The sequence below is a fragment of the Delftia sp. WSY_16 genome (assembly GCF_043104415.1).
Classification (GTDB): domain Bacteria; phylum Pseudomonadota; class Gammaproteobacteria; order Burkholderiales; family Burkholderiaceae_C; genus Comamonas; species Comamonas tsuruhatensis.
The window spans coordinates 62,201-82,147 of record NZ_JBICKS010000006.1 but is presented as its reverse complement, the minus strand read 5'-3'; the positions used below and the strand labels follow the sequence as shown (position 1 = coordinate 82,147).

17 protein-coding genes are annotated in these 19,947 nt (G+C 69.3%); 15 read left to right on the top strand and 2 right to left on the bottom strand.

The window, feature by feature from the left end; genetic code table 11:
• Window positions 1–158 precede the first annotated feature (158 nt).
• From ACF8O7_RS05215 to ACF8O7_RS05195, 5 genes are all read left to right on the top strand, one after another.
• Window positions 159–701 carry a CbrC family protein gene (locus ACF8O7_RS05215; protein WP_016453167.1) on the top strand — a complete coding sequence of 181 codons (543 nt, stop codon included), beginning with the start codon at window positions 159–161 and terminating at the stop codon, window positions 699–701.
• Window positions 702–706: 5 nt separating this feature from the next.
• Entirely contained in the window at window positions 707–1,582 is an 876-nt protein-coding gene (locus ACF8O7_RS05210) for an SMI1/KNR4 family protein (RefSeq protein WP_392442711.1), read from the top strand.
• Between the two features lie 68 nt (window positions 1,583–1,650).
• A complete protein-coding gene (locus tag ACF8O7_RS05205) occupies window positions 1,651–2,601 on the top strand; it encodes a membrane protein (RefSeq protein ID WP_013804059.1) in 951 nt (316 codons plus the stop codon).
• Between the two features lie 124 nt (window positions 2,602–2,725).
• Window positions 2,726–3,607 (top strand): carboxylating nicotinate-nucleotide diphosphorylase, encoded by an 882-nt coding sequence (gene nadC, locus ACF8O7_RS05200; RefSeq protein ID WP_016447964.1) that lies wholly within the window; start codon window positions 2,726–2,728, stop codon window positions 3,605–3,607.
• Window positions 3,608–3,801: 194 nt separating this feature from the next.
• The gene (locus tag ACF8O7_RS05195; protein ID WP_126312461.1) at window positions 3,802–4,806 is read left to right on the top strand and encodes a tripartite tricarboxylate transporter substrate-binding protein; all 1,005 of its coding nucleotides are present in this window, start codon (window positions 3,802–3,804) and stop codon (window positions 4,804–4,806) included.
• Between the two features lie 16 nt (window positions 4,807–4,822).
• Here the strand turns inward: ACF8O7_RS05195 and ACF8O7_RS05190 are convergent, their stop codons facing one another.
• On the bottom strand, window positions 4,823–5,605 hold the full coding sequence (locus ACF8O7_RS05190; RefSeq protein ID WP_047326103.1) for a 3-hydroxybutyrate dehydrogenase: 783 nt from the start codon (window positions 5,603–5,605) through the stop codon (window positions 4,823–4,825).
• Between the two features lie 437 nt (window positions 5,606–6,042).
• Window positions 6,043–6,972 carry a LysR family transcriptional regulator gene (locus ACF8O7_RS05185; protein ID WP_126312462.1) on the bottom strand — a complete coding sequence of 310 codons (930 nt, stop codon included), beginning with the start codon at window positions 6,970–6,972 and terminating at the stop codon, window positions 6,043–6,045.
• 130 nt (window positions 6,973–7,102) lie between these two features.
• Between ACF8O7_RS05185 and mdlC the strand changes: the two genes are divergently transcribed.
• The 10 genes from mdlC to ACF8O7_RS05135 all read left to right on the top strand — a co-directional run bounded on the left by mdlC (window position 7,103) and on the right by ACF8O7_RS05135 (window position 19,927).
• Window positions 7,103–8,749: a benzoylformate decarboxylase gene (gene mdlC / locus ACF8O7_RS05180; protein WP_223275118.1), complete on the top strand. Its 1,647-nt coding sequence runs from the start codon at window positions 7,103–7,105 to the stop codon at window positions 8,747–8,749.
• 28 nt (window positions 8,750–8,777) lie between these two features.
• Window positions 8,778–9,716 carry a ketopantoate reductase family protein gene (locus ACF8O7_RS05175; RefSeq protein WP_126312464.1) on the top strand — a complete coding sequence of 313 codons (939 nt, stop codon included), beginning with the start codon at window positions 8,778–8,780 and terminating at the stop codon, window positions 9,714–9,716.
• 42 nt (window positions 9,717–9,758) lie between these two features.
• A complete protein-coding gene (locus tag ACF8O7_RS05170; protein ID WP_392442652.1) occupies window positions 9,759–10,733 on the top strand; it encodes a Bug family tripartite tricarboxylate transporter substrate binding protein in 975 nt (324 codons plus the stop codon).
• 70 nt (window positions 10,734–10,803) lie between these two features.
• Window positions 10,804–11,802: a tripartite tricarboxylate transporter substrate binding protein gene (locus tag ACF8O7_RS05165; RefSeq protein WP_141830153.1), complete on the top strand. Its 999-nt coding sequence runs from the start codon at window positions 10,804–10,806 to the stop codon at window positions 11,800–11,802.
• 284 nt (window positions 11,803–12,086) lie between these two features.
• Window positions 12,087–12,245 carry a hypothetical protein gene (locus ACF8O7_RS05160; RefSeq protein WP_392442649.1) on the top strand — a complete coding sequence of 53 codons (159 nt, stop codon included), beginning with the start codon at window positions 12,087–12,089 and terminating at the stop codon, window positions 12,243–12,245.
• 46 nt (window positions 12,246–12,291) lie between these two features.
• Window positions 12,292–13,491, top strand: a complete 1,200-nt coding sequence (locus tag ACF8O7_RS05155) for an efflux RND transporter periplasmic adaptor subunit (protein WP_392442646.1) — start codon at window positions 12,292–12,294, stop codon at window positions 13,489–13,491.
• Entirely contained in the window at window positions 13,488–16,661 is a 3,174-nt protein-coding gene (locus ACF8O7_RS05150; RefSeq protein ID WP_392442644.1) for an efflux RND transporter permease subunit, read from the top strand. Before ACF8O7_RS05155 ends, ACF8O7_RS05150 begins: the two co-directional genes overlap by 4 nt.
• 11 nt (window positions 16,662–16,672) lie before the next feature.
• Window positions 16,673–17,992 (top strand): TolC family protein, encoded by a 1,320-nt coding sequence (locus ACF8O7_RS05145; RefSeq protein WP_392442641.1) that lies wholly within the window; start codon window positions 16,673–16,675, stop codon window positions 17,990–17,992.
• 203 nt (window positions 17,993–18,195) lie between these two features.
• Window positions 18,196–19,296: a sensor histidine kinase gene (locus tag ACF8O7_RS05140; RefSeq protein ID WP_047217479.1), complete on the top strand. Its 1,101-nt coding sequence runs from the start codon at window positions 18,196–18,198 to the stop codon at window positions 19,294–19,296.
• Window positions 19,289–19,927: a response regulator transcription factor gene (locus tag ACF8O7_RS05135; RefSeq protein ID WP_016453182.1), complete on the top strand. Its 639-nt coding sequence runs from the start codon at window positions 19,289–19,291 to the stop codon at window positions 19,925–19,927. Before ACF8O7_RS05140 ends, ACF8O7_RS05135 begins: the two co-directional genes overlap by 8 nt.
• Window positions 19,928–19,947: the final 20 nt, after the last annotated feature.

Sequence of the window (19,947 nt, the reverse complement as noted above, 5' to 3'; positions counted from 1 at the left end):
GCAACGGATGCCGCGGCAGAACTGCTGAAAAGCAGTTCTCGCCCACCTCAGGAAACCGCGCTTTTGCGCGGTTTTTTCATGTCTGGATCGATTCAGTCCCACGCACCGAACGTCCATGGACAATGGCGCCTTTCCATTGGGGAAAGAGAGACCTTGAAATGGACCGCCCGCATTTCAGATTCCATCCCGGTGCCTATGAAACCGTCTTCGAGCAGGAAGAGGGGGTGTGCTCCTGCTGCGGACAAAACCGAAGCCTCAAGTACGAAGGCCCTTTCTACAGCCAGCAAAGCCCCGACTACCTGTGTCCCTGGTGCATTGCCAGCGGGCAGGCTTGCGAGACATACGACGGCGAACTTGTGGGATACACCGATATCGAAGGCGTGTCGCCTGATCCGGCAGACCCGGAGCCCGCCATCGCCAGGGAGCTGCTGCTGGAAGTAGCGCTGCGCACGCCCGGCTACAGGGCCTGGCAGCAGCCCGTGTGGCTCACGCACTGCAACGAGCCCTGTGTCTTCCTGGGTCACGCCGACAGGCAGACCGTAGAGCCTTTCCTTGCTGAAGTCCTGCCCGACATGGAAGGCATCTACAAAAAGGATGCCCAGTGGATGCTGGAGCGGATGTCCAAGGACGGCATGATTTCAGGCTGCCTTTTCCGGTGCGTGCGTTGCGGCGAGCATAGGCTGCATATGGATGTGGGATGAACCCGATGATCGACTACGAAACGCTCTCCACCCAGACCGGCATTGCCTTGCCGCCACTGTTGAAGGAATTTCTGGCATCGGGAAAGACCCACTACGGCCCGGATTGGGCTGATACCTGGCGCCAGCGCTGCCTGCAGGACCCGCCCTTGTTCATGAGTTGGCAGGACTTCGAATGGATAGACGCCGAAGCCAGCCGGGAAATCATCGAGGGCTGGCTCAATCCTTCCGCGCAGAACGGCAGGCGCTTTTTGCCATTCGCCCAGTCGGGCGCCGGCGATGCCTGGTGCCTGACGCCGCTGGACACGCATGGCGTGGGCGTGGCGCTGGTGTTGCACGATGACGAGGCCAGCAGCGTTGCCCATGCCTGCTTCGATGACTTTGTCTGTGCGGGATTTCTGCAGGCCTTTGCGGACCTGAGCGATCAGCTGGATGAATTGTCGGAGCCGGAGGCTTTGCAATTGTTGCGGGCCGATGTCGCACAGACCACGCGCTTCATGACTCAGGAGTTGGGAGGCTATCTGCAGGATTTCTGCCGGCGTCCCTTGGAGATCAGGCCTTGGCGCGACGGGCCCCGGGCGCGTGTTCGCCAGGTGGCTTCATTGATTTCACAGGATGAACTGGCGGCCGAACTGGACAGGCTGCCCGCCGTGGACCTTTCCTTTCCCGTCGTGGCGCGCTGGGAAGTGTGTTCATCGGACGAGGGCAGCACGCAGCCCGGCCTGGTGCCAGAGCCCGCAAAGATCGACTGGCGCACCCTTGCCGCCGATCCCCTGCAGAAGATGGCGGCCATCAGAGCCTGCCAGAGTGAGCATGGCTGCAGCCTGGGACAGGCCAAGGCCATGGTGGACCAGTACATCGGAAGCTTGGACCGCCATGCCTGAACGCGGGCAACCCCGCCCCTGCAACCCACCATAATCACCCATCCCGCCAACCGACCTCCCTCACCTTCGTGCCCCACCCCACCAGTCCCGCAGCCTCTCCCATCCATGCCGAACTCGTTGCCGTGCTGGCGGCGGTGACCCAGGGCACGCCGCGCGTGCTGACCACGGCGGACGGGCAGTTGCTGCCGGCGGGGCCGTTCGAGGTGGGGCACCGTTCGCTGCAGGCCGGCCTGCGCGCCTGGGTGGAGGAGCAGACCCATCACCCGCTGGGCTACATGGAGCAGCTCTACACCTTTGCCGATGGCGATCGCACCGATGCCAGCGGGGCGCGCGTGATCTCGGTCAGCTACCTGGGGCTGACGCGCGAGTCTGCCGACCGCAGCGCGGGACAGGCCGTCTGGCAGGACTGGTACCGCTACTTTCCCTGGGAAGACTGGCGCGGCGGCGAGCCGGCCCTGCTGCGCTCCCACATCGCTCCGCGCCTGCATGCCTGGATGGCCGAGGCGCGCGGCGCCCAGCGTGCGCTGCGGCGCCAGCGCGCGGACATCGCCTTCGGCCTGGACGGCGGGCCCTGGAACGAGGACATGGTGCTGCAGCGCTACGAGCTGCTGTACGAGGCCGGACTGGTGCAGGAGGCGGCCCACCGCGTCCATGGCGCGGCCGCCATGCTGCCCGGCGAGGCCATGCACCACGACCACCGCCGCATCCTGGCCACGGGCATGGCGCGGCTGCGCGCCAAGATCAAGTACCGGCCCGTGGTGTTCGAGCTGATGCCGCCCGAGTTCACGCTGCTGCAGCTGCAGCAGACGGTGGAGGCCCTGGCCGGGCGCGGGCTGCACAAGCAGAACTTCCGCCGCCTGATCGAGCAGCAGGATCTGGTCGAGGAGACCGGCCAGCTCACGGTGGGCTCGGCGGGCCGGCCGGCCAAGCTGTTCCGCTTTCGCAGCGATGTGCTGCTGGAGCGGGCCATCTCCGGCAGCAAGCTGCCGCTGGCCAAGGGCATCGACGGTTCCCCCTGAGCTGCACGGCACTTGCCCGATTGTGACAATGGCTTGACAGCACTTATGCTCGTATCTAGCATAAGTTCCTCGCTCAAGCCCGCAAGGCCGCGCGCCACATTTTTTTGACCTACATATACTCAAAATGAGCATTAATATTGCCAATGCCCTCAGTGCCCGCCTGCCTGTGCCGCCGCTGCCCGACCTGATGCTGGAGCCGCTGGTGCGCTCGGCCCTGCTGGAAGACCTGGGCCGCGCGGGCGACCTGACCACGGATGCCATCGTCCCTGCCGACGCGCAGGCCGAACTGCGCCTGGTGGCGCGCCAGGAGGGCGTGCTGGCCGGGCTGGACATGGCGCGGCTGGCGTTCCGTGCGCTGGATGCGCAGTCGCGTTTCGAGCCGGTGCTGCGCGATGGCAGCGAACTGGCGCCCGGCCAGGAGATCGCGCGCATCCACGGCAGCGCGCGCGCCATCCTCACCGCCGAGCGCGTGGCGCTCAACTACCTGTGCCACCTGAGCGGCGTGGCCACGGCCACGGCATCGATCGCGCGGGCCATCGCCGACACGGGTGCACGCGTGACCTGCACGCGCAAGACCATGCCGGGCCTGCGCGCGCTGCAGAAGTACGCGGTGCGCGTGGGCGGCGGCAGCAACCACCGCTTCGGCCTGGACGATGCCGTGCTGATCAAGGACAACCACATCGCGCTGGCCGGCGGCGTGGCCGAAGCCCTGGCCCGGGCGCGCGCGGGCGTGGGCCACATGGTGCAGATCCAGCTGGAGGTGGACACGCTGGAGCAGCTGGAGGTGGCGCTGTCCCTGGGCGTGGAAGTGGTGCTGCTGGACAACATGGACCTGGACACGCTGCGCACGGCCGTCTCCATGGCGCGCGGGCGCGCGGTGACCGAAGCCTCGGGCCGCATCACGCCCGAGACGGCGCGCGCCGTGGCCGAGACCGGCGTGGACCAGATCGCCGTGGGCTGGATCACGCACAGCGCCCGAGTTCTCGACATCGGCCTCGACACCTGAAATGAGGCACCCCCTGAGCCGCTGCGCGGCTTCCCCCGTGTGCACGGCGCCCTCTCTCGCTGCGCGGGAGGGGGGCGTCCGGGCAACCGGCGACACCCTGGCTGCGGGGCGGCGCGGCCGGCTCAGGCCCTTGCTCGGTGTCCCTGAGTTGGGCTGCGCCGGTTTTTTGCACCTAGCCCAGTGGAGCAGTTGCCATGTTTTTTGAAGGGTGTACCTTGAAGCGACGGAGACTCTGGACGCTGGCGGCCTGCGCGCTGCTGGCGGGCGCATCGGGGCTGTGGCTGGCGGCGCCGGGCAAGGCCGGCACGCGCCTGGAGCGGCCCATCACCATCGTCGTGACGTTTCCGCCGGGCGGCGGCACGGACCTGCTGGCGCGGCGCCTGGGCGAGCAGCTGCAGCAGCGCCTGGGCCAGACCGTGGTGGTGGATAACCGTCCCGGCGCCAGCGGCAACATCGGCGCCCATGCCGTGGCCCAGGCCGCAGCGGACGGCAGCACCTTGCTGATGGCCAACAGCTCGTTCGCCATCAACCCCGGTGTCTACGAACGCCTGGATTTCGACCCGCGCAAGGACTTCACGGCGGTATTCAACGCGGGCTCCATCGCCTCGGTGCTGGTCGTGCCTGCGGACAGCGCGCTGCAGACGCTGGAGGATGCGCTGGCCCAGGCGCGCCAGGAACGGCCGCTGCTGTTCGCCTCCTGCGGCAACGGCACGCCCCAGCACCTGGCCGGCGAGATGCTGGCCCGGGAGGCGAAGCGCTTTGTGCAGCATGTGCCCTACAAGGGCTGCGGCCCGGCCATCACGGCCGTGGCGGCAGGCCAGGTGGCGGCGGGCATGGTCACGGCCAGCAGTGCTGCGGCCATGATCGCTGCAGGCCGCGTGCGCGCCCTGGCCGTCACGGCGCCGCAGCGACTGCCGCAGCTGGCCGGCGTTCCCACGGTGGCCGAGCGCGGCCTGCCGGGCTTTGCGGTGGAGCAGTGGCATGGCCTGCTGGCACCTGCCGCCACGCCCCGGGCCACGGTGCAGGCATTGCATGACACGCTGGAGCAGGCGCTGGCCGATCCCGCCGTCAGCGCTGGCTTGCGCGACCAGGGCTACACCCTGGCGCGGCAGACACCGGGCCAATTCCAGGCGCTGATCGCGGCCGACATCGACCGCTATGCCGCCGTGACGCGTGCGCTGGGCCTGAAGGCCGATTGAGTGGCCGATTGGCGACTTACTGCATGAACCAGCCGTGGCTGACCACCAGCGACTGGCCGGTCAGCGCATTGCTGGGGAAGCCCGCGAACAGCAGGGCCACGCGGGCCACGTCCTCGGTGGTGGTGAACTCTCCGTCCACGGTTTCCTTGAGCATCACGTTCTTGATGACCTCGTCCTCGCTGATGCCCAGCGTGCGGGCCTGCTCGGGAATCTGCTTGTCCACCAGCGGCGTGCGCACGAAGCCCGGGCAGATCACATTGGCGCGCACGCCGTGCTTGGCGCCTTCCTTGGCCACGGTCTTGGCCAGCCCGATCAGGCCGTGCTTGGCCGTGACATAGGGCGCCTTGAGCAGCGAGGCTTCCTTGGAGTGCACCGATCCCATGTAGATCACGCTGCCGCCCCGGCCCTGCGCATACATGTGCTTGAGGCAGGCGCGCGTGGTGAGGAAGGCGCCGTCCAGGTGGATGGCCAGCATCTTCTTCCACTCGGCAAAGCTGAATTCCTCCACCGGATGCACGATCTGTATCCCGGCATTGCTGACCAGGATGTCGATGCCGCCGAAGGCCCGGGCGGCCTCCTCGACCGAGGCGTTGACCTGGGCCTCGTCGGTCACGTCCACGGCCACGCCCATGGCCTGCGCTCCCGTGGCGCGCAGCTCGGCCGCCGTGGCGTCGGCCGCCTCCTTGTTGAGGTCGGCAATGACGATGCGCGCGCCCTCGCTGGCGAACAGCGTGGCGATCTCCTTGCCGATGCCGCTGGCCGAGCCGGTGATGAAGGCGACCTTGTCCTTGAGTTGCATGGTGAGTCTTTCCTGGAGAGTGGATGAAACAGGCCGGTGCCCATCTTCGGCGGGGCCGGCCGCGTGCCCTTGTCGGCGCAGGGACCAGTCTGGCGCCGGTTTCTTAGACGAAACTGAGTCGGCAGGCCAGAGCGTGTTATGCACTTTTAAGTACCCGCGTTGGTTCTGCGCGCTGGTGATCGCAAGGCGCAGTGCGCCGCCAAGGCTCATGCCTTGGCAAGCGCTGCAACGCCGCGAGCGCCTGCGCGCAGAGCCAACCCGAAGGGAAAGCCGGGAAAGGGGCCCGGCCCTTCGTTGCAGCCCGCTTGCGGTGTGGCAACCGCGGCGCGTGCTACGCCTCGTTCCGGACCCCTTTCCCGGCTTTCGCGGGCACGTAAAAGTGCACAACACGCTCTAGTGTTGGCAGCCCGCAAGTCATGCCCGTGACGGCCGGCCCTTCAGTGCGCGGCGGCCTCGCGGTGCCGGGGCTGCTGGAACAGCTCGCAGACCAGCTCGCGCAGCCAGCGCTTGGCCGGTTCCTGCTCGAAGCGCCAGCTCCAGTGCAGCGACACGTCGAAGCGGTGATCGGGCAGGTCGGCATCGCGCACCGCATAGCCGCCGCGCTCGACAAAGCCGGCCGCGATCTCGGCCGGCATGATCACCGCCAGGTCGGTCTTGCCCACGATGGAGGGCACGGCCATGAAATGTGCGGCCGACAGGCGGATGCGCTCATCGAGCCGCAGCGCCTGCAGGATGCGCAGCGTCTCCGAATGCGAGCGCACGGCCGCGAAATCCAGCTGGCGCAGCGTGGCCAGAGCCAGTGGCGCGTCTTCGGGCACCTGCGCCAGCGCGGGGTGGCCGCTGCGCAGCAGCACGCCGTAGTGGTCGGACAGCAGCACGGTCTGCCGGGTCCGCGTGCCACCCGGCAGAAAGCCGATGGCGATGTCCAGCGTGCCCCGGTCCAGCGCATCGGCAATGCCGTCCAGCGGCATGGGCAGGGTCTCCAGCTGCACATGCGGGGCGCGCTGGTGCAGCGCCTGCATCAGCGGCGGCAGAAAGCGCGCCTCGCCGATGTCGCTCAGGTGGATGCGAAAGCGCTGGCGCGCCTGCAGCGGCTCGAAGCTCTGGGCCTCGGACATGGCGACTTCCAGCACCTCCAGCGCCTGGCGCACGGCCAGCGCCAGGCGCTCGGCACGCGGCGTGGGGCGCACGCCTGCGTGCGCGCGCTCGAACAGCGGATTGCCCAGCAGCAGGCGCAGCCGCGTCACGGCCTGGCTGGCGGCGGGCTGGGACATGCCCAGCTCCTCGGCCGCGCGGCTGACGCTGCAGTGGCGGTACACGGCGTCAAAGACGCGCAGCAGGTTGAGGTCCAGGTTCTTGATATCCATTTGGTGAATATCTCTTAGATAGTTTATTCAATTGCTGGAAATCATAAGCGCCTGCACCATGGGCACCGACTTCCATGGCCACCGCGCGGCACGCACCGGGCGGCCGGCCCATTTCCCAGGAGACCCCATCTTGCAAGCACCCACCACACCGCGCAGCCAGCCCGCCGAGGCATCCTCTTCCACCGCGACCTGCACCGCGACCTACACCGTGCGCCATGCCGTGATCGCCATGCTGCGCGAGCTGGGCATGACGCGCATCTTCGGCAACCCGGGCTCGACCGAGCTGCCGCTGTTCCGCGACTACCCCGAAGACTTCTCCTATGTGCTGGGCCTGCAGGAAACCGTGGTCGTGGGCATGGCCGACGGCCATGCCCAGGCCACGCGTAATGCCAGCTTCGTGAACCTGCATTCGGCCGCGGGCGTGGGCCACGCCATGGCCAACATCTTCACGGCCTTCAAGAACCGCACGCCCCTGGTGATCACGGCGGGCCAGCAGGCGCGCTCGCTGCTGCAGTTCGACCCCTTCCTGCACTCCAGCCAGGCCGCCGAGCTGCCCAAGCCCTATGTGAAGTGGAGCTGCGAGCCCGCGCGCGCCGAAGACGTGCCCCAGGCGCTGGCGCGTGCCTACTACATCGCCATGCAGGAGCCGCGCGGCCCCGTGCTGGTCTCCATTCCCGCCGATGACTGGGACAAGCCGGCCGAGCCCGTCACGCTGCGCCATGTGGGCTTCGAGACGCGGCCCGATCCGCGCACGCTGGACCTTATCGGCGATGCGCTGGATGCGGCGCGTGCCCCGGCCCTGGTCGTGGGCGCGGCCGTGGACCGGGCCCAGGGCTGGGATGCCGTGGTCGCGCTGGCCGAGCGCCACCAGGCCCGCGTCTTCGTGGCCCCCATGAGCGGGCGCTGCAGCTTCCCCGAGGACCATCCCCTGTTCGCCGGCTTCCTGCCCGCCATGCGCGAGCGCATCGTGCAACTGCTGTCCGGTCATGACGTGGTCTTCGCCGTGGGCGCGGCCGCCTTCACCTACCACGTGGAAGGCGAGGGCCCGCACATCCCCGAAGGCACGGCGCTCTACCAGTTGATCGAGGACCCGGCCATTGCCGCCTGGGCCCCCGTGGGCACGGCCGCCGTGGGCAATGTGCGCATGGGCGTGGAGGAGCTGCTGCAGCGCCCCGCGCCCGCACCGCGCCAGGCGCCCGCACCCCGGCCCGCAGCGCCCGTGCCGGCCGCGCCCGCCGCAGGCGAGCGCATGTCGGTGGCCTTTGCCATGCACACGCTGGCCCAGGTGCGTGACCGCCACAGCATCGTGGTGGAAGAGGCGCCCAGCTCGCGCTCCACCATCCAGACCTACCTGCCCATCTTCCATTCGGGCACCTTCTACACCATGTGCAGCGGCGGCCTGGGCCACAGCATGCCGGCCGCCGTGGGCGTGGCGCTGGCGCAGCCCGAGGCCAAGGTGGTCGCCGTCATCGGCGACGGCTCGGCCATGTACGCCATCCAGGCCCTCTGGAGTGCAGCCCAGCTGCGCCTGCCCATCAGCTTCGTGATCCTCAAGAACCGCCGCTATGCGGCGCTGCAGGACTTCGCCCATGTCTTCGGCTACCGCGAGGGCGAGAAGGTCGAGGGCACGGAACTGCCCGACATCGACTTCGTGGCGCTGGCCCGTGGCCAGGGCTGCGACGGCGTGCATGTGGAGAACGCGGCCGAGCTGGCCGAGGTGCTGGCCCGCGCGCTGGCCCATCCCAAGCCCATCGTGGTCGAGGTCGAAGTCGCCTGAGGCGAAGCCCCCTGCAGGAGACAAAGCCATGGAAAACACAAGAAGCATAGGCATCCTCGGCGCAGGCGCCATGGGCACCCTGTTCGGCGCGCGGCTGGCCCGCATCGGCCTGGACGTGACCCTGGTCGACGTGAACGACGAACTGCTGCAGGCCCTGAACCGCGATGGCGCGCGCTGCCACACCGATGAGGGGCTGCTGCAGGCCCACGTACGTGCGGCGCGGGCCGAGCAGCTCACGGCCGGGCCCGCGCTGTGGCTGGTCTTCACCAAGTCGGCCCATACGCGCGCTGCACTGCAGGGCATTGCCCATCTCATCGGGCCGGACACGCATTTCCTGAGCCTGCAAAACGGCATAGGCCATGCCAATGTGTTGCGTGAAATGGTGCCGCTCGAACGCATCGCCGTGGGCGTGACCACCTGGCCTGCGCGCGTGATGTCGCCGGGCGAGGTCAGCTCCATGGGGCAGGGCGGCATCCGCTTCATGCCTTGCGACGGCCAGCGCAGCGCGGTCTTCGACCTGCTGGCGGAAGACCTCAACCGCGCAGGCATGCATTGCAGCATCGACCCGCAGGTGCAGGAGGCCATCTGGGAAAAGCTGGCCTTCAATGCCGCCTTCAACGGCGTGTGCGCCGTGACGCGCCAGACCGTGGACGGACTGGCCAATCCGCAGGGCGAGGCCCTGCTGCAGCGCGTGCTGGACGAGGTGCTGTCCGTCGCCCATGCCCATGGCGTCGCTGCCAGTGCCGAGCGCGTGGGCGCGGCCGTGCGCGATGCGCTGGACCATCACCGGGGCCACCAGCCCTCGATGCTGCAGGACCTGCTGGCCGGCCGTGCCACCGAGACGGGCGCCATCCACGGCGCCGTGCTGCAGGTGGCCGACCGGCTGGGCATTGCTGTGCCCGTGACGCGCACGCTGCATGCACTGGTCAGCCTGTCCGAGAACGCGGGCGCCGTCGCACCGCGCTGAACGCGCTCAAGGCAAAACGAGCCACTACAAGAAGGAGACAAGATGCTGCGCAGACAAGCACTCAAGGCCGCACTGGCCATAGGCGCCCCGCCCCTGCTGGGCATGGGCACGGCACACGCCCAGACCGGCAAGCCCATCGAATGGGTGGTGGGCTTTGCCGCAGGCGGCGGCTCGGACGCCGTGGCGCGCGGCGTGGCCGAAGTCTGGGGCAAGGCCCTGGGCCGCACCGTGGTCGTCATGAACAAGCCCGGTGCAGGCACCAACATCGCCGCCGAGTACGCGGCGCGCACGCGCGAACTGGGCAGCCTGGTCTTCACGGCCGACTTCGCCACGCTGGCGGCCAACCCCCATCTGTTTCGCAAGCTGGCCTACAACGCCGAGAAGGACTTCGTGCCCATCGGCCTGCTGGCGCGCTTTCCGCTGTTCCTTGTGGTCGGCAACCCGTTGCCGGTGCACAACCTGCAGGAGTTCACGCAGTGGGTGAAGGCCCAGCCCGGCCCCGTCAGCTATGGCAGCCCGGGCCTGGGCACGCCCCACCACCTGGCCACCGAACTGCTGTCCCAGCGCCTGGGCGTGAAGATGTCCCATGTGCCCTATCGCGGCGCGGGGCCGGCCCTGATCGATGTGATCGGCGGCCAGATCCCCTTCATGCTGGCCGACAGCGCGGCGGCGGCCCAGCACATTGCGGCCGGCAAGCTGCGTGTCATCGGCGTGGCCAGCGCCGAGCGTCTCAAGAGCCACCCGGGCGTGCCCACGCTGGCCGAGCAGGGCGTGAAGGATTTCGAGGCCCATGCATGGCAGGGCCTGGTCGCACCCGCAGGCACGGACGACGCCACCGTACAGGCCTGGTCCGTGGCGCTGCAGCAGGCGCTGCGCTCGCCTGCCGTGCTGGCGCGTTTCGAGGCGCTGTCGCTGGAGCCGCTGCCCAGCACGCCTGCGCAGATGCGTGACTACTGGCGCAGCGAAAGCCGGCGCTGGGGCCAGGTCATCGAGTCGGCGGGCATTCGGCTGGATTGACCGTAGCGCCGCTGCTGCTTCAGGCGCCCTCACCGTTTTCAAGAACTCATAACCCAAGGAGACATAGCTCATGCACAAGACAAATCCCTTCAGCCGCTGGCGCCGCCTGGGCCTGCTGGCCCTGCTGGGCGCGACGGCCTCGGTCCCTGCGCTGGCGCAGAAGGCCGGCGACAAATGGCCCGAGCGTCCCGTGCGCCTGGTCGTGAACTTCGCGCCCGGCGGTGCGGCCGATGTGCTGGCGCGCGCCATCACGCCCACCATGTCCCAGGTGCTGGGCCAGTCGGTGGTGGTGGACAACAAGCCCGGCGCGGGCGGCAACATCGGCATCAGCGAAACCGTGCGCGCGCCCAAGGATGGCTACACGCTGCTGCTCAGCTCGGGCGGGGCCATCACCATCAATCCGATGATCTACAGCAAGCTGGCCTTCAATCCCGAAAAGGATTTGACGCCCGTGGCTGCCGTGGCGCGCGTGCATGTGTTCCTGGAGACCAATCCCGCCGTGCCCGCCACCAACGTGGCCGAGTTCATCAAGCACCTGAAGGCCAACCCCGGCAAGCTGTCCTACGGCTCGCCGGGCCAGGGCAGCTCGCCGCACCTGGCCGGCGAGATGTTCAAGCGCATGGCCGGCGTCGATGCCGTGCACGCCCCCTACAAGGGCGCGGGCCCGGCGCTCAGCGACGTGCTCAGCGGGCAGCTGCAGTTCTGGTTCGACCCGGGTCCGGGCCTCAAGCAGGTCGAGGCCGGCAAGCTGCGCCTGCTGGCCATCGGCAGCCCGCACCGCTCGCCGCAGTACCCCAACGTGCCCACGCTGGCCGAAAGCGGCCTGCCGGGCTTTGATGCGGACACGCTGTTCGGCCTCTACGCGCCCACGGGCACGCCCGAATCGGTGATCGAGGCCGTTCGCACTGCCGTGGCCAAGGCGCTGGAGCAAAAGAACGTCAACGACGTCATCCTCACCCTGGGAGCCACGCCCGCGCCCCTGAGCCGCAAGGCCTTCATCGACCACCACGCCACCGAGCGCGAGCGCTTCGGCGAACTGGTGAAAGCCATCGGCCTGAAAGTGGACTGAGCTTTCCCGCAGGCCATCGCCCGCAAGCCGCCCGCTCCGCGCTGGCGGCTTTTTGCTTTCCGGGCCGGGCTGGGCCGGGCCAGGCCAGGCCGAGGGGCCCTTGTGCCGGCCATCTTCTATACGAAGGTATATCCCGCATCCACCAATGAACAGGCCAACCTTCCCAACAAAGGCTGGCCGCAGGCACTTTCGCCTTTGATAATTCCGGGCACATATTGCACTGCAGCAAACAGGGCTCCCGGCCTGCACGGGGACTGCGCCACCCACACGCAAAGGAGTACCCCATGGACCCCGATCCTGATTCCGATCCCGATCCCGATCCCGATCCCGATCCCGATCCCGATCCCGATCCTGCCAGGCGCTGCCGCGCCGTCCCTTTCCGCCTTTCCCTTCTTTCATTTCTTGATCTGCCCGGACCTGGGCGGAGGCCTGTGATCGCCTGAAGGGGCGAGAGGTCTGCGCGGGTCCATGGCACCCGGAGACCTCAGGATGACCCGCTTTCTCGCTTCTGAACGACCAGGCCGACCCCATGGCCTGCACCCGCGCCATCCCTTGCTGGCGGCCGCCTGGCCTGTGGGCGGGCTGCTGATCAGCGTGGCCATGGCCGCCTGCAACGGCCCGGCCGAAACCCCGGCTGCAGCAGCAACCCCCGCCACCGCCGCCCCGCAGCCGGCTCCCGTGCGCCGCGAAGGCAACCTCATCGTGGTGCCCGAAGGCTCGCCGCTGCGCGAGCGCTTGCAGGTGGCCGAGATCGCCCTGCAGCCGCTGCAGACCCGCCTGTCGGCCCCCGCCACCATCGAGGCCGAGCCTGAAAAGCTGGTCCGCATCACGCCGCCCGTGGCGGGCCGCCTGGTGCGCCTGCACCACCAGCTGGGCGATGCGGTGAAGGCCGGCGATGCGCTGATCACCATGGACTCCTCCGAGATCTCCAGCGTGCGTGCCGAGCACGCCAAGTCCCAGGCCGCGCTGCTGCACGCGCGCCAGGAATTCGACCGCCAGAAGCTGCTGTTCGATGCCGAGATCGCCGCGCGCAAGGACTACGAGGCCGCGCAGCAGGCGCTGGCCGCAGCAGGTGCCGATGCGCGCGCCGCCTCCGACCACCTGTCCCAGCTGGGTGCGGCCGTGCAGGAAGGCTCGCGCGGCAGCTACGTGGTCAAGTCGCCCATCAGCGGGCGCGTGGTCGAGATGGCGGGCTCGCAGGGCGGCTACTGGAACGATGTGAATGCCTCCGTCATGACCGTGGCCGACCTGCGCAAGGTCTGGCTCAGCGCCAGCGTCAGCGAGCGCGACCTGGCCCATGTGGACGTGGGCCAGCAGGCCCACATCGCGCTGGCCGCCTATCCCGACCTGCAGCTGCAGGGCCGCGTGCAGTACGTGGGCGAGCTGGTGGACACCGCCACGCGCAGCGTCAAGGTGCGCGTGGCCGTGGACAACCCCGAAGGGCGGCTGCGCCCCGGTATGTTTGCGCGCGTGGGCTTCGACGCCCCGGCGCGCCAGGCCGTGATGGTGCCGGCCGCGGCCCTGCTGCAGGGCCAGGTCAGCACGCGCGTCTTCGTGGACAAGGGCGGCTGGCGCTTCGAGCCGCGCGACGTGCAGGTCGGCGCGCAGCAGGACGGCCAGGCCGAGATCCTCTCGGGCCTGGCGGCCGGCGAGCGCGTGGTGGTCAACGGGGGAGTGCTGCTGCAATGATCGAGCGCATCGTCAACATCGGCTTTTCGCGCCGCGGCGTGGTCTGGCTGGTCTTTTGCTTCGCGGCCCTGTATGGCGTGTTCAGCTGGAAGCAGCTGCCGCTGGAGGCCTATCCCGACATTGCCGACGTGACCTCGCAGATCGTCACCCAGGTGCCAGGCCTGGCGGCCGAGGAGATAGAGCAGCAGATCACCATTCCGCTGGAGCGCGCCCTGCTGGCCACGCCCGGCATGCACGTGCTGCGCTCGCGCAGCCTGTTCGCGCTGTCGCTGATCACCGTGGTCTTCGAGGACGGCGTGGACGGCTACTGGGCGCGCCAGCGCCTGAAGGAGCGCATCGACGAGGTCACGCTGCCCTATGGTGCCCGCGCCGGGCTGGACCCCTACAGCTCGCCCACGGGCGAGGTCTACCGCTACACGCTGGAAAGCCCGGTGCGCAGCCTGCGCGAGCTGTCCGAGCTGCAGCAGTGGGTGGTGATCCCGCGCCTGAAGAAGGCCCAGTCCGTGGTGGACGTGACAAACTTCGGCGGCCTGACCACGCAGTTCATGCTGGAGCTGGACCCGGCGCGGCTGCTGCAGTACGGGCTGGCGCTGTCCCAGGTGATCGAGGCCATCAATGCCAACAACGCCAGCGGCGGCGGCAGCGTCATCGACCGGGGCGATGTCTCCTATGTGGTGCGCGGCGTGGGCCTGCTGGGCTCGCTGGACGACATGGGCAACGTGGTCGTCAAGACCACGGACAGCGGCACGCCCGTGCTGGTCAAGGACCTGGGGCGGCTGACCTACGGCAACGTGGAGCGGCGTGGCATCCTGGGCAAGGACGGCAACTCCGACACCCTGCAGGGCATCGTGCTGCTGCTCAAGGGCTCCAACCCCTCGCAGGCGCTGGAGGGCATCCATGCCGCCGTGGAGGAGCTCAACGGCAAGCTGCTGCCGCCCGACGTGAAGGTCGTGCCCTACCTGGACCGCACCACGCTGATCGAGCGCACCACCCACACCGTGGGCAAGACCCTGGCCGAAGGCCTGATCGTCGTCACCCTGGTGCTGCTGGTCTTCCTGGGCAGTCCGCGCGCGGCGCTGATCGTGGCCCTGACCATTCCCATGGCGCTGCTGCTGGCCTTCATCTTCATGCACCACGCGAAGATTCCGGCCAACCTGCTGTCGCTGGGCGCCATCGACTTCGGCATCCTGGTGGACGGGGCCGTGGTCGTGGTCGAGAACATCCTGCGGCGCCGCGAGGCCGACCAGAACCGGCCGCTCACGCCCAGGGACGCCATCACGGCCACGCTGCAGGTGGCGCGGCCCATCTTCTTCGGCATGTGCGTGATCGCGGCCGCCTACCTGCCGCTGTTCGCCTTCGAGCGCATCGAGTACAAGCTGTTCTCGCCCATGGCCAGCGCCGTGGGCGCGGCCCTGGTGGGGGCGCTGGCCGTGGCCCTGCTGCTCACGCCGGCCCTGGCCTGGCTGGCCTTCCGCAGGCCGCGCAGGATCTTCCACAACCCCGTCCTGCACCGGCTGGGCGTGGGCTATGACCGCTTCCTGGGCGCGGCCGTGGGCCGCGTGCGCTGGCTGGCGGGGGCCGTGGCGGCCTCGCTGCTGGCGCTGGGCGTGCTGGCCGGCACCATGGGCCGCGACTTCCTGCCGTACCTGGACGAAGGCTCCATCTGGCTGCAGGTGCAGATGCCGCCCGGCATCACGCTGGACAAGGCGCGCGACATGGCCGACGCGCTGCGCAGCGCCGCACTGGAGTTCCCCGAGGTCTCCTACATCGTCACCCAGACCGGGCGCAACGATGACGGCACCGACTACTGGACGCCCTCGCACATCGAGGCCAGCGTGGGCCTGCATCCCTATGGCGAATGGAAGTCGGGCCTGACCAAGCAGCAGCTGATCGCGAAGATGGCCGCGCGCTTCGACCAGTTGCCCGGCTACTCCGTGGGCTTCATGCAGCCCATGATCGACGGCGTGCAGGACAAGCTGTCGGGCGCGCACAGCGACCTCACGGTGAAGGTCTTCGGCCAGGACCTGGCCGAAGACCGGCGCGTGGCCGATGCCCTGGTGGCCGTGCTGGAGAAAGTGCCCGGCGCGGCCGATGTGGCCGTGGACGTGGAGCCGCCGCTGCCCAACCTGCGCATTGCGCTGGACCGCGCCGCTGCCGCGCGCTACGGCATCAATGCCTCCGACGTGGCGCAGCTCATCTCCACCGGCGTGGGCGGGGCCTCCATCGGCCAGCTCTACGTGGGCGAGCGCAGCTACGACATGGCCGTGCGCTTCACGCCCGACACGCGCAGCAGCCCCGAGGCCATCGGCGCGCTGCGCCTGTCGGCCGCCAATGGCGCCCAGGTGCCGCTGGCCGACGTGGCGCGCATCACCACCACCGTGGGCCAGAGCGTCATCGTGCGCGAGGGCGGGGAGCGCCACATCCTCGTCAAGCTCAATGTGCGTGGCCGCGACCTGGCGGGCTTCCTCAAGGATGCGCACACCGCCATCGACCAGCACCTGGACTACGACCGCCAGAAGCTGCACATCGAGTGGGGCGGCCAGTTCGAGAACCTGCAGCGTGCCGAGGCGCGGCTGCTCATGATCCTGCCGCTGACGCTGGGCATCATGCTGGTGCTGCTGTTCGGCGAGTTCGGCAACCTGCGCCAGCCGCTGCTGGTGCTGGGCGTGGTGCCGCTGGCCATGATCGGCGGCTTTGCGGGCCTGCACCTGCGCGGCATGACGCTCAACGTCTCCAGCGCCGTGGGCTTCATCGCGCTGTTCGGCGTGGCCGTGCTCTCGGGCGTGCTCATGGTCTCGCAGATCAACCGGCTGCGCCGCGAGGACGGCCTGGGCCTGCGCGAAGCCGTGCTCGAGGGTGCCTCCAGCCGCATGCGCCCCGTGCTGATGACGGCCACCGTCGCCGCCTTCGGCCTCACGCCGGCCATGCTGGCGACGGGCCTGGGCAGCGACGTGCAGCGGCCCCTGGCCACCGTCGTGGTCTGCGGCCTGTTCAGCGCCACCTTGCTGACCCTGCTGCTGCTGCCCAACCTCTACTACGTGATCGAGGCCCGTGCCGTCCGCGCGGCCGAGCGCCGCCAGCGTCGTGCCGCTGAACGCGGTGAGAGCGGCGATCCGGATGCCGCCGAGGACGAGGGCGGGCATCGCACCGCAACGAGCCAACCCCATTGATGCGAGTCGCCATGCAAACGACCCCTTTCTTCCCCAGGCAGGCCCTGGCCCTGCTGCTGTGCCTTGGCGCCGCAGCCCAGGCGCAGACGGCGCCGTCCGCCGGCCTGCGCTTTTCCGACTACCTCAACGCCGTGGAGCAGCACAGCCCCCTGCTGCGCTCGGAGGAGCAGGGCGTGGAATCCGCGCGTGCCGGCATCGGCATCGCCGGCATACGCCCCGACCCCAGCCTCACGCTGGGCGCCTCGCGCGAGCAGGTGCGCACCGGCCAGCCCCGGCCCACCACGCGCAACTACGAGATCAGCATGGAGCTGGAGACGGGCGGCAAGCGCGCCGCGCGCATCCAGTCCGCACGCAGCCAGGTGCGCCTGTCCGAGGCCGGCCTTGAAGGCGTGCGCAGCCAGCTGTTCTCCGATGCCGCCCAGGACTACACCCAGGCCTGCCGCGACTCGCTGGCGCTGGAGCGCAAGCAGCAGACGCTGAAGGCGCTGGGCGACGTGGTGCAGGCCAACGAGCTGCGGCGCAAGGCCGGCGACATCGGCGGCGTGGAATGGCTGCAGTCGCGCGTGGAGCGCGACCGCTTCCAGGCCGAGGTGGTGCAGGCGCGCGCCGAGGCGCAGACCGCGCGGCTGGCGCTGTCCGTCCCGCTGGGGCGCCGCCTGTCCGAAGTCTTTGCCAGCGACACGCTGCAATGCGGCTTCATGGAATTGGCCGAAGACTCGGGGCTGGAGGATGCCGACGCCCTGGTCGCCCAGGCGCTGCAGTCGCGCGCCGAGGTGCGCATCGCCCAGGCGGCGCTGGAGCATGCACGCGACAACGCGGGCCTGGCCCAGGCCAACCGCTGGGTCAATCCCACGCTGGCCGTGGGCATGGCCGCCGTGCCGTCCACGGCGGCCGGCATCGATGCCCAGGGCAATCCCTTCGATGGCGGCGGGCGCTCGCGCACGCTGTCGGTCTCGGTCAGCGTGCCGCTGCCGCTGTCGCGCCTGGACCGGGGCGACCTGGTGCAGGCCGAGGCGGCCGTCACCCAGGCCATGCTGGCCCTGCAGCAGGCACAGAACCGGGCCGAGGCCGATGTGCGCGCCGCCCGCTTTCGCCTGACCGCCGCGCGCGAGAACGTGCAGCGCTACCGCGACGGCGTGCTGCGCGATGCGCAGCGCGTGCTCGAAGGCATACGCCTGTCCTACCGGCATGGCGAGGCTTCGCTGCTGGAGCTGCTGTCCGCCCAGCGCTCGGCCGACGAGGCCTACCTGGGATCGCTGGAGGCCGAGACCGAGCTGGCCAAGGCCACGGTGGAGCTGCAGCTGAGCGTGGGCCGCCGGCCAGTGTTGTGAACCCCCTGAGCCGCTGCGCGGCTTCCCCCTCTCTCGCTGCGCGGGAGGGGGACGACACCTTCGGTGCGGGGCGTCCCTTCCTCGGTGTCCCTTGTTTTGGGTCGCGCCAGTATCGTACGGTTCGGGTATAGCTTGCATTCAGGTGCAGCGGCTTCTTGAATGAGAATTGGCAGCTGACAGTCCATTCCTTTTCCCTGCACGCCATGACCACCGCTCTGCGCCGCTTTCCCCATTGGCCCCGGGCCCTGATCCTGGCGGCCATGGGCGTCGCCATGGCCGCGATCTTCGCGCTGGACACGCTGACCGACTACGCCGTGGCGGCCGCCGTGTTCCACACCGCCATCATCCTGGTGGCGGTGCGCTGGTTCAGCCCGCGCGTGGTCATCGGCCTCACGGCGCTGTGCATCGTGCTGACCCTGGCCAGCTTTGCGCTCACGCCTGCCGGTGCCTATCGCACCGGACTGATCAACATGGTGATCAGCATCCTGGCCATTGCCATCACGGCCTATCTGGGCCTGAAGATGGTGGCGGCCCAGAACGCGGCCCATGCGGCGCGCACCCAGCTGCTGCGCATCACCCAGACCACCAGCCTGGGGCAGTTGACGGCCTCCATCGCCCATGAGGTCAACCAGCCGCTGGCGGCCATCGTCACCAGCGGCAACGCCTGCCAGCGCTGGCTGGCCCAGGAGCCGCCCAACCTCGCCAAGGCCGGCCAGGCGCTGGAGCGCATCCTGGGCGATGCGCAGCGCGCCAGCGATGTCATCGCACGCATCCGCAGCATGGCACGCGGAGACGCACCCAGCCGGCAGTCCTTCGACCTCAACGAGGCCGTGCGCGAAATGGCCCGCCTGTCCGTCGCAGAGCTGGACCGGCGCGGCGTGGCCCTGGACCTGCAGCTGGCGACCGCGCTGCAGCCGGCCTGGGCCGACCGCGTGCAGATCCAGCAGGTGCTGGCCAACCTGCTGCTCAATGCCATGGACGCCATGCAGCACACACCGGCCGCGCAGCGGCGCATCGCCATCGCCACGCAGGCCCTGGGCCAGCAGCTGGTGCTGACCGTGGCCGATGCGGGCGAAGGCCTGTCGCCGCTGGCCCGCACCCACCTGTTCGATGCCTTCTGGACCACCAAGCCCGACGGCATGGGCCTGGGCCTGAACATCTGCCGCCACATGGCCGAGGCCAACGGCGGCCGCATCTGGGCCACGGACCGCGAGGACGGGCGCGGGGGCACGGCTTTTCACGTCACCATCGCCTGCGCCCCGGCCACGGGCGCCAGGCCTTCCACGGGATTGCGCCATGGCTGAACCCTCCACCGCCGAAGCCGAGGCACTGGTCTACATCGTCGATGACGACCCCTCGGTGCGCGCAGCCATCGAGGACCTGCTGGCCTCGGTGGGCCTGTGCGTGCGCGCCTTCGGCGCCACGCGCGAGTTTCTGGACCACTGGCAGCGGCAGCCGCCGCAGGGGCCGGCCTGCCTGGTGCTGGACATCCGCATGCCGGGGCAAAGCGGCATGGACTTCCGGCGCCAGATGCTGGAGCTGGGCCTGAAGCTGCCCACCATCTTCATCACCGGCCATGGCGACATTCCCATGAGCGTGGAGGCCATGAAGACCGGCGCCATCGAGTTCCTGACCAAGCCCTTCCGCGACCAGGACCTGCTCGACGCCATCCAGCAGGGCATTGCCCTGGACCGCCAGCGCCGCGCGCTGGAGGCCGGCGAACAGGCGCTGCGCGCCTGCTGGCAGTCGCTGTCGCCCGGCGAGCAGGAAGTGGTCGTGGGCGTGGTGCGCGGCCTGCTGAACAAGCAGATCGCGGCAGACCTGGGCGTGAGCGAAATCACGGTCAAGGTGCGCCGCAGCCAGGCCATGCGCAAGATGCAGGTGCGCACGCTGGCCGACCTGGTGCGTGCGCTGGAGCGGCTGGATATCCGCTGAGGTGTCCTGGCAGGCCGGGC